General features: G+C 33.3%; 10 protein-coding genes. 8 read left to right on the top strand and 2 right to left on the bottom strand.

All coding sequences use genetic code 11. The features are described from left to right. Positions 1 to 151: 151 nt before the first annotated feature. The 6 genes from BLW23_RS11640 (at position 152) to BLW23_RS11615 (ending at position 8,268) form a co-directional block, all read left to right on the top strand. Entirely contained in the window at positions 152 to 1,384 is a 1,233-nt protein-coding gene (locus BLW23_RS11640) for an eCIS core domain-containing protein (protein WP_093670018.1), read from the top strand. Beyond that, positions 1,377 to 2,030: a hypothetical protein gene (locus BLW23_RS11635; RefSeq protein ID WP_093670016.1), complete on the top strand. Its 654-nt coding sequence runs from the start codon at positions 1,377 to 1,379 to the stop codon at positions 2,028 to 2,030. Before BLW23_RS11640 ends, BLW23_RS11635 begins: the two co-directional genes overlap by 8 nt. A gap of 38 nt (positions 2,031 to 2,068) precedes the next feature. Next, entirely contained in the window at positions 2,069 to 2,590 is a 522-nt protein-coding gene (locus tag BLW23_RS11630) for a hypothetical protein (RefSeq protein WP_143032157.1), read from the top strand. 3 nt (positions 2,591 to 2,593) lie between these two features. After that, on the top strand, positions 2,594 to 6,559 hold the full coding sequence (locus BLW23_RS11625; protein ID WP_093670012.1) for a hypothetical protein: 3,966 nt from the start codon (positions 2,594 to 2,596) through the stop codon (positions 6,557 to 6,559). After that, complete coding sequence (locus BLW23_RS11620) at positions 6,534 to 7,196, top strand: hypothetical protein (RefSeq protein ID WP_093670010.1); 663 nt, start codon at positions 6,534 to 6,536, stop codon at positions 7,194 to 7,196. Before BLW23_RS11625 ends, BLW23_RS11620 begins: the two co-directional genes overlap by 26 nt. Before the next feature lie 232 nt (positions 7,197 to 7,428). Beyond that, the gene (locus BLW23_RS11615) at positions 7,429 to 8,268 is read left to right on the top strand and encodes an N-acetylmuramidase domain-containing protein (protein WP_093670008.1); all 840 of its coding nucleotides are present in this window, start codon (positions 7,429 to 7,431) and stop codon (positions 8,266 to 8,268) included. A 32-nt stretch (positions 8,269 to 8,300) separates the two neighbouring features. On the opposite strand, the gene BLW23_RS11610 is transcribed toward BLW23_RS11615, so the two are convergent. Together BLW23_RS11610 and BLW23_RS11605 are read right to left on the bottom strand one after the other, a co-directional pair. Beyond that, positions 8,301 to 9,326: a hypothetical protein gene (locus tag BLW23_RS11610; RefSeq protein WP_093670006.1), complete on the bottom strand. Its 1,026-nt coding sequence runs from the start codon at positions 9,324 to 9,326 to the stop codon at positions 8,301 to 8,303. 204 nt (positions 9,327 to 9,530) lie between these two features. Next, positions 9,531 to 10,004 (bottom strand): hypothetical protein, encoded by a 474-nt coding sequence (locus tag BLW23_RS11605; RefSeq protein WP_093670004.1) that lies wholly within the window; start codon positions 10,002 to 10,004, stop codon positions 9,531 to 9,533. A gap of 394 nt (positions 10,005 to 10,398) precedes the next feature. Between BLW23_RS11605 and BLW23_RS11600 the strand changes: the two genes are divergently transcribed. Together BLW23_RS11600 and BLW23_RS11595 are read left to right on the top strand one after the other, a co-directional pair. Further along, positions 10,399 to 11,217 (top strand): peptidoglycan-binding domain-containing protein, encoded by an 819-nt coding sequence (locus tag BLW23_RS11600; protein WP_093670002.1) that lies wholly within the window; start codon positions 10,399 to 10,401, stop codon positions 11,215 to 11,217. 262 nt (positions 11,218 to 11,479) lie between these two features. Continuing rightward, positions 11,480 to 12,835, top strand: coding sequence for an ATP-binding protein (locus BLW23_RS11595; protein WP_255362784.1), 1,356 nt, complete (start codon positions 11,480 to 11,482; stop codon positions 12,833 to 12,835). Positions 12,836 to 13,043: the final 208 nt, after the last annotated feature.

The raw sequence follows: 13,043 nt of genomic DNA, 5'->3' as shown, positions 1-13,043 counted from the left end.
AAGCGATTATCAAATGTAAATAGACTTCAATCATAGTTACAGTTGTTAAATAACTAAAATATTGAAATTAGATTGAAGATATGATTGAACACAATTACGGAAGGATTATGCTTCCATTAGGTGATTACAAAGGAAACCAAACTTGTTAAAAATGTTTTTAAGAGATAAAAAAACTACGGGACCGAATACAACTAAAAATAAAAAAACATCTTTTATTCAGCCAAAATTGAAAACTGGAAAGGCAGGAGATAAATATGAGGTTGAAGCCGATAAAATGGCCGATAAAGTGGTGAATAAAACAAAGTCAGAGAGTACAGTTTTAAAAAAAGAAGTTGAAGAAGAAGTACAGCAGAAACCTTTAGCTTCTGAAGTAAGTACTTGGGTGCAAAAGAAAGAAATGGCAGAAGAGGAATCAGTTCAGATGATGGAGGAGGAAGAAGGAGTTCAAAAACAAGAAGAAGAGGAAGTACAAGCGAAAAAAGGAGTGAAAACTAATACAAATAATTCTATTGAAGGAAAATTGCGAAGAGGTTCTGGAGGGGTAAAAATGGATCCGAAAACAAGGAATGAAATGGAAGCTGGATTCGGAGCAGATTTTTCTAATGTGAATATTCATAAAGATAGTGAAGCTCAAGAAATGAGCTCAAATGTAGGAGCGCAGGCATTTACTCATGGTCACGATATTTATTTTAATGAAGGTAAATACGATCCAAATACAAAAGAAGGGAAGCATTTATTGGCGCATGAGTTAACACATACTATTCAGCAAAAAGGAATGGTGCAGAAAAAAATACAGAGGACACCTTTACGATTTGTTACCAATGAAATAGGTAGTAACTCAATGAGTAACTCTTCCTATATAGAATTTGATCCAGATGCTATAGCTTGGGTAAATGGATCTCAGTTTTATAAAGTAAATCACAGTGACAATCTTGATATTACACTTGAAAAAAATCAAAGTGGAGTATTACAAATAAGAATGCCAATTCACGTGTTTTATGACGTTGATGATGGACCGTTTAGCGAAGATACCATACTAGGATCTGATCGAAATTATCATTTTAATGTGTTATCAAATTGGAATTATACAACAGACAGCTTGTGTAATCTTACTAGTTTAGAGCAAGTAGGTCAACCCTCTATTTTAGGAAGCCCAAGGCTTGAGGCTAACCTCGCTTTTGTTCCTTCTAAAACAGGAGACTCGATTAGTTTAACTGTTCAAATGAGCAGACCCTCTCAAGGGAGTTCAGCAGGAATAAGCCAAGGAGGGTTTTCTGTTGGTAGCAGCAGTACACTTTCTGGAAGTGTATTTTTTCAACATTCATTTACTTTCAGAATTTCTGTTGTTGATTTGTATCTCCCAGGATTAAATGTAAATGATTAAAAAAAACATGATGGGAATATTTAACGACTTATACATTTACGAAATAGTCTTACTTTTTTTAGGAACTTTTTTGTTCCTCATATTAAGTGGAGGGCTAGTATACTATATTTTGAAGAAAGAAGAAATAAAAAAATTACTACTCTTTTTTCCGATCCCTATTTTAATGATTGCTTATCCAAGTATTAAAGAACTGAATATTTCAAAAGATAAAATAGAGCTTTCGAAGTATCAAAAGCAGTATCAGGAAAACCCTGAAGATTCAATAGCCAGAGATAGAATTGAAGAGCTAACGGAAGAGCTAGAGTCTAGAGCAACCTCAGAGGAAGATCTTATACAAATTAGTAAATCCAATATACTGTTAGGTAAGCCCGAAAAGGCAATTGAAGTAGCGGATAAAATAATAGATAAAAACAGAAAAAGTACTGATGCAACCGAAGAAAAATCAGATGAAGATCCGAAAGAGGAAGGTAAAAGTGTTGTAATAAAAAATACGGCTTATCAGTTAAAAAAGATTGCGAAAATTCAACAGCAAACGATCGCAAAAAAAGACACGTCAGGTGTTTCAGAGAAACTAAAAAACCTAAAGCTTAATCCTGAACTATTAAAAATCTCAGCGATTGTGAAAAAAACGAATAAAGTAAAATAGAGTCGCTGTAAACTATAATTGGATAAATGTCAGATACAATGAAAACTAAATTTTCTACAACTATAATGGCCATTACTGGACTAATAACTGCTATTGGTGGGGTGATAACCATATTGCACAATGTAGGTTTTTTAGGTCTGAAAGAACCCAATGAAAAACATTTTAAAGTTGAAAAAGAGACTTTTGAGAAGGAAAAGGAAACAATAAATGAAAAAGAAAAAGTAATTAAATCTTTTATACCAGTAGAAAAAATAAAGGTATCTCTATCAGGGTATTGGTGGAATAAAGAAAATAACAATGGCAAATATTATATTGAACATAAAAGGAATGGAGAGGTAAGCTTTACCGAATACTCTTTAATGTATGGTCAATGGGTAAGCACGGCTACCGGTAGTGGCGATATTACTGCTACAAGTATTGATATTCCATATACAACCTATGTAGGGGCTTCAGGAAAATTTACGGGTAAAGTATCTGCCAATGGTAAAGAAATTCATGGTTTTATTCATGACTTTAGTGCAGGGATGAAAGTAATACTTAATCTTATAAAAGAAGAATAAGATATGTTTACAGCAAAGAAAAATATAGCAAAATCTTCACCAATTAATAGATCTACAAGCACGAATTTTATTCAACCTAAAATGAAGGTTGTGAAGGCTGATGATAAAAAGGATGAGGTTACACAAAAAGTAAAGAAAACTCAAGAAAATAAGGAAAGTCAACATGCTTTTTTTGCTCCCAAAGCACCTGTTAAAGAAAAAAATATAGGTAATAAATCGATAGAAAAAGAAGAAGGAAAGAAAAAAGAAAGTCAGACGTCAGAAGCAAAAGGAAATGATTCAGAGTCAGTAACGGCGGTGGTGTCTAATACTGAGAATCTCGCAACTGCTTCAGTTAAGAAAGAAGTTACACCTCCTAAAAAAGAGGTGAATAAAGAAACGAAAGAAAACAAAGACAAAGAAAAACAAAAAGAGCAAAAAGAAGAGGTAGGAAAAGATGAGCAACAAGTACCAAAAGCGCCTACGAGACCAGAAGATGATCCTGCGTTCCAAGAGCAAATTAAGGAAACAGAAAAAGTAAAAGAAGAAAAGTCTCAACATCCAGAACCTGAAGCAAAGGTTTCAGAACAAAAAGAAGCAGGACATGCTTCAGCAGCTGCTCAATCTAAGAAAAATGATCAGGTAGCACATTCAGAAGCCATGGATTCAACTTCTGAAGCGGAGAAAAAACGCGAACCATTTACCCCTGAAGGATTTAAGAAAATGCTTCAAAAAAACTTGGATGATTTGGAAAAAGAGTTGCCTAAAAACTCTGATGAAGCCAAAGAATTTAGGGATGAGAAGCCGATTAATAAAATAAAAGACAATATTTCAGGCCAAGTAACAGCTGAGAGTGACAAGTTAGCTGGGCCAATGAAAAGCGAGGCTGATAAACCCGCTCCCACCACTGGGAAAACAACACATGAAGCAAAACCATTGTCTCCTGCTACACCTGGAAAAGCCCCAACACCTTTAAATGCTAAAGCAGCAATTCCAAAACCGAAAACTTCTCAGGAAATTTCCATGGAAAAGGAAAGTCAGTCATTAGACGACTATATGGTGGAAAACGAGGTTACAGATGGTCAATTATCTAAATCAAATGAGCCAAAGTTTACTGGGGCACTTGAAGAGAAAAACAATGCGCAGAAGGAAGCGAAATTAGCACCAGTTGCGTATCGTAAGAAAGAACAAGCGCAATTGGCCGTAGCTAAAAAGGTAGCTACAGGAACAGGTAAGGAAGGTCTTGATCAAATGCAAGCGGCTAAATTGTTATCAGAAAATAACGTTTTGGCCAGTCAGGGAGAAAATAAAACTAGTGATAAAGCCGAGCAGGAAAAAATATATGCTGAATTCGAGAAACTTTATGAAGCTACTAAAAAAACGGTAACTGATAGTTTAGAGGAACTATCGGAAAGTGTAGATAAAAAGTTTAGTGAGGAAGCCGAATCGGCGCAACAAACATTTGAAAAAAATGTTGAAGATGGATTAGGAGAAATTTATGGTTGGACAGTTATTGATGATTGGCTTTTTGGAGAAGACACAGAGGCAATAGATCGATTGTTTAGAGTTGAAAAAGGCAAGTTTGTTTCCACTATGAATAGGGTGTTAGATGATATTTCAGTCATAATAGCTAATGGACTCAATAGTGCTTTAGATGCTATTGCAGACGGTAAGAAAAAATCGAAAGAAAAATTTGATAGCCTTGATGAGTCCCAGAAAAAGCTAGCGGAAGATGCTTTCAATGATTTCAATGATCAGTATGCTGATTTAGAAGATACGGTTTATGAAAAGCAAGAAGAGTTAGCAGCAGATTTAGCACAATCGTATAAAGAAAATGTAGATTCTCTTCAGGAGAAGTTTGACGAAATAAAAGAAAAAGTAAGTGCAGGTTGGATAGGTGCAGCTTTCAACGCATTAGCTGGAGTGATTAAAACAATTCTGAAGATTAAAGATATGTTAGTCAACCTACTGATGGCTGCTGTAAGTGCTATTGGAGCTATCATATCTGATCCGATTGGGTTCCTTAGCAATTTAATTAGTGGTGTGAAACAAGGTTTCATGGATTTTGGAGCTAATATTAAGCAGCATATGATTAAGGGATTGATCGAGTGGTTAACAGGTTCACTTGGAAATGTAGGAATAACGCTTCCAGATAATTTATTCAGTCTTTCAGGGATATTCAGCTTGGTAACTCAGATGTTAGGACTTACTTGGGATTACTTCCGTAGCAAAGCGGTTAAGTTATTAGGAGAGCCTGTTGTTGCTGGTATGGAGAAAGCTGTTGAAATTTTTCAAATTGTTAGGAAAGACGGGGTAGAAGGACTTTGGGAATATATCAAAGATCAGTTTAGTAACTTGAAAGAAATGGTAATGGATGCCATTCGAGATATGATCGTAACCAAAGTGGTAGAAGCTGGAATCAAATGGATACTAGGCTTGTTAAGTCCGGCGGGAGCTTTTGTAAAAGCGGCAATGATGATTATTGATATTGTGAAGTTTTTTGTTGAACGCGCTGCACAAATTTTTGAGTTGGTAAATGCCTTTATTAATAGTATCAAAGCTCTTGCAGCTGGAAATGTAAAAGCAGTTGCCAAAGGAATTGAAACTGCATTAGCAAAAGCAATTCCTGTATTAATAGGTTTTTTAGCGTCGTTATTAGGTATTACTGGATTGACAGCTAAGATTCAAAAGATTATCAAAAAGGTTCGTAAGAAAATAGATAAGGCAATTAATAAAATTATTAAGAAGGCGAAGAAAGCGTTTAAGAAGCTTGTTAAAAAAGGAAAGGCTAAGGTTAAGGGAGCTGTAAAAAAGTTAATAAGTTGGTGGACCTATAAAAAGAAGTTTAGAGATAAAAATAATCAAGAGCATACACTGTTTTTTGAAGGAAAGGGAAATAAGTCTGAATTAATGATGCGTAGTGTTAAGAAAAAAGTGAAACAGCACATACATACTCATTTGAAAGATTCAGACCCAGCGGTAAAAGCGAGAGCAGAGGCGGCAAGGGTTGCCTATGAAGCATTTATTAGAGCAAGAACTTTAGCTATTAAAGGAGGAAAAACACCTACTCAAGATGAGCAATTGGCCAATGATTTACAAACAGCAGTGAATAACGTAAGTGAAAAGTTAAGAGGAATGCCCGGAGATTTCTCTCCTGCAGATTACCCAACGGTGCCTGATATGCAATTTCATTCAGATGGAAATCGACCGACTAAGGCGAAGAAAGATTACATTACCGATCAAGTGCCTTATGGTTCTGGTCCACAAACCGAGAATGTTACTGGATGGGATGTTGTTAAAAATAAATTAGGTTTAACGGGAAGTGGAAATGACGACCCTTGGATTCGTTTTCACCTAATCAATGATAATTTAGGAGGAGAAGGGCAGGCAAATAACTTAGTGCCAACCCCTAATAACACAAATAAAGCATATCAAAAATTTGAAGATAAAACATATAAATTAGTATTTAACACAACAAGTAGAGGTCAGAATGCAAACCAACCTAATCAAAAAAATGTGGTATGGCTAGAAACCACTGTAAAATATTTTTCAGGAGCATTGAGTGCCTTTGCGAAGAGAATTAGTGCAAAAGCAGGGATTTATCATTATCGACCGAAAGAAGGAAAGGCGAATCTGTCACAGAAATGGATAAAAGATACCAAACCTGTATATACTACGTCATTAGAAGTCCCAGATCCACATATTATGGCAACCGGGGTAAGCTTGGCCAAAAGTGGAAAGCAACATATGGGGAACTTCTTAACGAGTAAAGGAATTGATTTTACAACAGGGTTGCTGCAGGCAATGGTAAATAATAGACCTTATTCTGGAAAAGGAGATTTTATTGAGAAGGTAACACAAGAAATGGAAAATAGAAAAATTGATAGTGCAATAAGAAGAGCGACAAGAGATCAAATACGAATAAAGCTTCAGAAAATTTTACGTTACTTCACAAACGACTTAGATGTTAAACCAAGATACAGGAGATAAAATGAATTATTTAAATGAATTTACTAATGTGCAAAAACGATTGCACGAAATTGGAGCCAATATTTTGTATGCAGAAACGGAAGCAATACTAACGGATGGAGAGCTACCATATTTAGAAGAAGAATATGGAGTTAAAATTATTGATGAAGTTTTCCAATTTTATAATACCTTAAATGGTGCTGAGTTGGAATGGAGTTTAACTCTAAAAGAGACTAAAATACACGGCTATATGAGTTTACAAAGCTTTATTGGAATTCTTGATGAAGAGACTGAAGGAAAACTTTGGGTAGATTGGTATCATAAAGATGATGTTGAAGAAATAAAACAGCATTATATTTTTGAGTTTATTCCAGGCGCAGATTATTACATTACAATTAAATTCGATAAAAAAGGTGGTTATAAATTGTATTATGTTGCTGAGGGAGCTGTGAATAACGGCGGTTCTAAAAACTTACCAGAAATCCCACTCACGATATCTCAATATTTTAAAGTAGTTAGCACGTATTTAGGTTTTTCAAATATTCGATACCATTTACACAAAAAAGAGTTTTATGAAAAACCTTTTGAAGTGCTACCAGAACTTGAAATAATAAAAGAACTTATCCCCGACTTTCAACCTCCCTTAATTCGAATTTAATTGATAGAGGTAGTTACGTTGATGTGTGTATAATTAGAGTATACATATTCGTGTTTTTGTTTCTCTAGTTAAAGAACTGGTTTTTCTTGTAAAGACGGTTTTTATGTTTTCTGAAATGATTTTTTTGTTGCTAAAATCAATTATTTTAGAATTTTTAATTTTTTGTAAATTGTAAAGAAGGAATTATAAGAGAAGGGGATTGCTTAATCATAATATCTAAAAAAATAAAACTATGCGCATACTAAAATATCGATCAAGAGGACCGTCAGTATATATTTTGGAAGAAATACTGGTCAAATTAGGTTATAAACTTAATGTTTCTGAATATTTTGGAAAAGACACCGATAAAGCTGTTAGAGAATTTCAATTAGAGAATAATCTGGTAGTTGATGGGTTGGTAGGTCCAAAAACATGGTTGAAGGTTGTTGAAAAAGAACAACTATTACCGAAATTTAATGATAAGTTTTTATCAGAGCAAGATTTGAAAGAATTTGCTAACGAAAACAATTTGGAGTTAGCAGTTGTTAAAGCCGTAAATGAGGTTGAAAGCAGGGGGAAAGGTTTTTTCGTTTATGGAAAACCAGTTATTCTTTTTGAAGGGCATGTCTTTTGGAGACAATTAGAAAAGAGAGATGTTTCACCGGAAAGCCTACTTAGTGAGGAAAGTAAAGATGTACTCTATAAAAAATGGACGCGAAAATATTATATCGGAGGCGAAAAAGAATATTCTCGTCTAGAAAAAGCTGCGGAACTTTTAGATTCTGAAGATGTAAGAGAAGCAGCGTATTGTTCGGCATCTTGGGGTGCTTTTCAAATCATGGGATATCATTATAAAAGTTTAGGGTATGATTCTATAGACGATTTTGTTTCTAAGATGTACGATCATGAGAGAGAGCATTTAAAGGCATTTGGAAAGTTTATTAGTGTTAATTCTTTTAGAAGTAGAAAATTAATCTCTTGGTTAAGAGATAAAAACTGGGCAAATTTTGCTCGTGCCTACAATGGACCAGGCTATAAAGAAAACAAATACGATACTAAACTTCAAAAGGCATATGAGAAATATGCACTATAATAGCTTAAGATTTACTAAGTATTGTTAAGCCATTACAAAAAATCGAAAAGAGCGTAAGTATTTTTATAATTCGTGTCCGAATCCCACAAGGTTTCATAATAGCTTGAAATAAGAATACCTTGTTCCGAAATCAATCCGTAGTGAGCATGTTTCTTTGAGTCCATTAAAATTTCATCAATTTGATTAAAGTTTTTATCTAAAATAATAATAGACCAATTTCTTTCTTTTTGCTGAGGTTTGTGAGAAGCAAATACGAAGTATACGTCTTTCTTTTTATAATACTTTACACTTCTAATTTGACCATTAGTTCTGAAATTAGAATTAACAATGCTGGGTTCTTCTGATTGTTGTTGGTTGGTAACAGGACGTATGTTAATTTTAGAATACTTAGAGTGTAGTTTTATTTTGGTTTGTATTTTGAAGTTTACTGGATTTATGATGTATAGAGAGTCGCTGTAAGCACTATTGAAAACGATTTTATCTTTAAAAAAAACAAAATTGTTTCCTTCGATATTAACATGATTTGCATCAGAAAAGTTATTGTATAAGTTATCTAAACCATAACTCACTTTAAGGCTATCGGCAAAAATATCTTCTACCTTAAATAAAATAGGAGCTGCATTTCTTTTTTGTCTAAATGAGTATATGTCATTCTCGTTTGTATATACATATTCAAGTGAAAAAATAAGAGTGTTATTTTGATAATGAAAAGGGGTAGCTGAACGTTTTAATTCATACTTTCCATCCTTTGGAAGGTAGGGTTTGAGATCTATTATTTTCCATACATCACCAGTTCTATTTAGGCAATAGATTTTGGTAGAGTAATAAGGGAGCACTAAAATAGTATCAAGATCAAGTATTTCAAAAGCCATTATCTTTTCTTGAAACAAATCTAAATTGCTTAGATCTACTGTTAGTTGCTTTTTCCCATCAAGCGGATGTAAAACAATGCATTTTTCTCTTTGAAAATCTCCGATACACAAATATTCTTTTCCGTTTATGATTTCAATTTGAACATTACCACTTTTAAATCCTGTTTTAAATGTTAGATCTTTCAAGTACTGAAAATTGTTTGATTTGTCAGTGTGTGTTGAGCATGAGAAGATACTGCTTATTATAAAAAAAATAAACAGTGTCTTTTTGAATTCATAGAAACACCATGCCAATACAACTGCCTTAAGATTAAGACAGCTACTAAATATGCTGGTTAGAATAGGCTTGAATAAAATTTGTAAAGGCATGGTGTTATTATTTAAAAGCTATTATCTCAATGGAACAATACTTACAGTTTTACCACGTCTGTTCGTAAAGTTTAAATACATGGTTTGTTCCTTGTTTAATTTACCTCTCGATTTTACATATAAACTTCCATTAATAACTCCATCAATCAGTTTTCCAGGAATGAATTTTGATAATTCTTCAGCATGTGCTTCAAATACATGTTGAGTTCCTTGTGTATTTCCAGATCCAATGGTGTCGTTTAGGTCATTAAGAACATATGGACTTGCAATACCATAAACAACAACTTCGTCTAAGCAATTTCCTCCAGAACCAGAACAGCCGTAATCTACTCCATCAACTCCAGGTTGAGCACCGTTATCGAACCATACCCTACCTCCAAGGGCTCTTGTATTCTCTTCAACACCACTAGTATCGCTTGGAGCTATTGTTTCTTCATTACTACAAGATGATAAAGTAAAGGCTAGTGCTAAAGTAATTCCTACTAATTTTTTCATGATTTTTAGTTTTAAAGTTTACCTACTCTATTAAGGCTTTTCGGATCCCGCCTTTTTTATACTTCGAAACAATACTTATCAAATTATTTTAGTAATACTATTTGATAATAGATTGTCTCTTTAAATTGATCAATCATAGAATAGTATGGGAAGAAAAAAAACATTACCCAGTTTTTTGAAATTAAATGAAATTTAAAAATGATTAATCCAGATTGGTTATATAGTTATTGAAGAAGTGCATATGCTAACTTAAATACTGTGTAGAGTACTTTAACTTGAAAAAGAACTTGAAAAACCACCTAATAATAACAGGGAAATACCTTAGTTTTTATAAGGAATTAACTAGTAACTTTCTTGTCTCGTAAAGAAAACATTAACTACAAACTAAATAGTCATGAAAAAATCGGCGTATAAAAAAGAATTAACGTTAAGGAGTACTCAAGAAAGAGACGGCGTTAATAACAGACGTAATGAAGTAATAAAAATTCAATCTTGGCTTAATTTATATGGAATGCAACATCCTGCTAGTGGAACAGCGACTTCCATTGATGGAGCCTTCGGACCAGCGACCGAAAGGGCGGTTGAGAATTTTCAAAGTCATAACGGGTTAAATGTAACAGGAGTTGTAGATGCTCAAGTTTTTTCTGTGTTATGCGGGGGCATGGCGAAAGCCTTTGAAACACCATTACAATCAGTTAATTTAAGAGATAAGGTGTTAGAAGCTGCTCATTTGCATTTAAGCCAACATCCATTAGAATTACAAATTAACGGAGAATGGAATAGCGGGCCATGGGTACGAAGTTATATGGATGGAAATGATGGAAGTATATGGTTTTGGTGTATGGGATTTGTACAAACAATAATTGATCAGGCTGCTTCAGAATTAGGTAAAGATTTTACTAAATTAATGCCTCTTACTTATAGTTGTGATACGGTCGGTCAAAAGGGAATTCAAGAAGGGTATTTACATAGATACCAGCAGTTAAGAAAAAAATCTTCATTTATGGAACCAGGAGATATATTTTTAATTCAAAAATCGAAATTCGATTGGGTTCATACAGGAATTATTATGGAAATACAAGGAGAAACGATTCAAACCATTGAAGGGAATACAAATCAAGCAGGGTCAAGAAATGGGATCGCTGTGATGAAAAGAATACGAAATTTCCATAAATCGAAAATAGATGTATTTTCAATAGATTCATTAATTTAATACGGAATAATACTATTTACAAATTGAAATTACCGTAATAAAACGCCCTTTTTTCCTTTCTTCGTTATTAAAAAAAGAAACCATAAACTAAGGCTATGATTGATTTTTGTAATTCGACTAAAGAAAAATATCATCATTTTCTTTTACAGTAATTTCAAGTCCCAAATGGTATAATTATAAAAAGTAACTTTGATGAAATTACGATACTAGGTCTAAAATTTTCTTGGTTTGAGTAGTTCATTTTTAAAGGTTTAGTTAGCATATGCAAGAGCATCTTACAGAAGTATTACCAAATAATATCGGCGAAAATGAGAATTACATTTTTAAGTTTTTGTCAGAAATGATTAAATATCGTCTTGATAAAGAATTCGGAGAAGGTATCTTATTAAAACCAACATTTCTAAGTCATAAAAAAGAAACTTATATTGATAGTTTTATTAAGGAACATGACTTATCTCTAGAGGATACCGTTATTTTATTATTGGCATTAATACCACATGTTTCTCCAAGTTTTATTAATGATATTATTGTTTCGTTTTTACCAAGTGGTGGGGAGTTTCCCGAGTTTGGTGGAGTAAAAGGAAAGAATCATAGAGGTATTTTGCCTACTGTTGAAACAGCTTTATATATTCTATATGGAAATAGTTTCCAGAATAGATTAGAAGGGATGAGTTATGTGATTAATGACTCCTTTGTACTCAATAATGGAATAGTGGATATAGAAAGAGTCCCATCAGGAGAACCTGAAATGAGCGGAAAACTTTTGATAGACGATGAGTATAAAACTCTTCTTTTATTCGGAGAAGAGATAAAACCAGAGTTGAGCCCTTCCTTTCCAGCGAGTTTAATTGATACAACCTTAGGCTGGGATGATTTGGTTTTAAAATTATCAACATTACAAGAAGTTAAAGAAATAGAAGCTTGGTTGCAGTGTAATGAAACTCTTTTGAACGAATGGAATATGCATGGTAAGATAAAACCTGGATATCGCGTTTTGTTTTGGGGTCCCCCTGGAACTGGTAAAACATTAACTGCTGGTTTATTAGGGAAGTATACGAAAAGAGATGTATATCGAGTTGATTTATCAATGGTGGTTTCCAAATATATTGGTGAAACAGAAAAGAATCTTTCGAAACTATTTGATAAGGCGGAAAACAAAGATTGGATTCTATTTTTCGATGAAGCTGATGCTATTTTTGGAAAGCGAACAAACGTAAGAGATGCTCATGACAAATATGCAAACCAAGAAGTGTCTTATCTTTTGCAAAGAATAGAAGGACATGCTGGATTGGTGATTCTCGCCTCCAATTTTAAAAATAATATAGATACTGCATTTACTAGAAGGTTTAATAGTATTATTGAATTCGAAGCTCCATCATATGAAGAAAGAATTAAACTTTGGGAAAAGAGTTTACCAAAAGGAATTGAGGTTGAAGAGTCGGTTTCTATTCCAGAATTAGCCAAGAAATATGGAATTACAGGAGCAAACATTATCAATATCGTACAATATGCTTGCTTAAAAACAATTCATGGAAACCATAAAACAATTCAAAAAGAATTTATCCTAGAAGGAATAAGAAGAGAGTATGGAAAAGAAGGGAAGACGATAAGGATTTGATTCTTCAATATACTTATTGTTCATATTTCTTGATGTAATTATATAAATTGAGTTTTATAATAAATAATTTATTTATTGATAGATGTTTGAAGTGTTTGGAATAAAATACTACGAACACCTATTTTATTATGTGGATTTTGATTTTCCATTTTAATTGTTTTGGAATACACATTATTTTAATACCTTCGAATCGCTAAATAAAATGAAA

The organism is Tenacibaculum sp. MAR_2009_124, from assembly GCF_900105455.1.
Classification (GTDB): Bacteria; Bacteroidota; Bacteroidia; order Flavobacteriales; family Flavobacteriaceae; genus Polaribacter.
The sequence above is the reverse complement of the archived record's forward strand: the minus strand, read 5'-3'. Positions and strand labels throughout refer to the sequence as shown.

Excerpts from the sequence above, each read along its gene's own strand:
- BLW23_RS11620 (WP_093670010.1), top strand. The coding sequence starts at position 6,534 with ATGTTAAACCAAGATACAGGAGATAAAATGAATTATTTAAATGAATTT.
- BLW23_RS11595 (WP_255362784.1), top strand. The coding sequence starts at position 11,480 with ATGCAAGAGCATCTTACAGAAGTATTACCAAATAATATCGGCGAAAAT.
- BLW23_RS11600 (WP_093670002.1), top strand. The coding sequence starts at position 10,399 with ATGAAAAAATCGGCGTATAAAAAAGAATTAACGTTAAGGAGTACTCAA.
- BLW23_RS11605 (WP_093670004.1), bottom strand. The coding sequence starts at position 10,004 with ATGAAAAAATTAGTAGGAATTACTTTAGCACTAGCCTTTACTTTATCA.
- BLW23_RS11630 (WP_143032157.1), top strand. The coding sequence starts at position 2,069 with ATGAAAACTAAATTTTCTACAACTATAATGGCCATTACTGGACTAATA.
- BLW23_RS11615 (WP_093670008.1), top strand. The coding sequence starts at position 7,429 with ATGCGCATACTAAAATATCGATCAAGAGGACCGTCAGTATATATTTTG.
- BLW23_RS11635 (WP_093670016.1), top strand. The coding sequence starts at position 1,377 with ATGATTAAAAAAAACATGATGGGAATATTTAACGACTTATACATTTAC.
- BLW23_RS11640 (WP_093670018.1), top strand. The coding sequence starts at position 152 with ATGTTTTTAAGAGATAAAAAAACTACGGGACCGAATACAACTAAAAAT.
- BLW23_RS11625 (WP_093670012.1), top strand. The coding sequence starts at position 2,594 with ATGTTTACAGCAAAGAAAAATATAGCAAAATCTTCACCAATTAATAGA.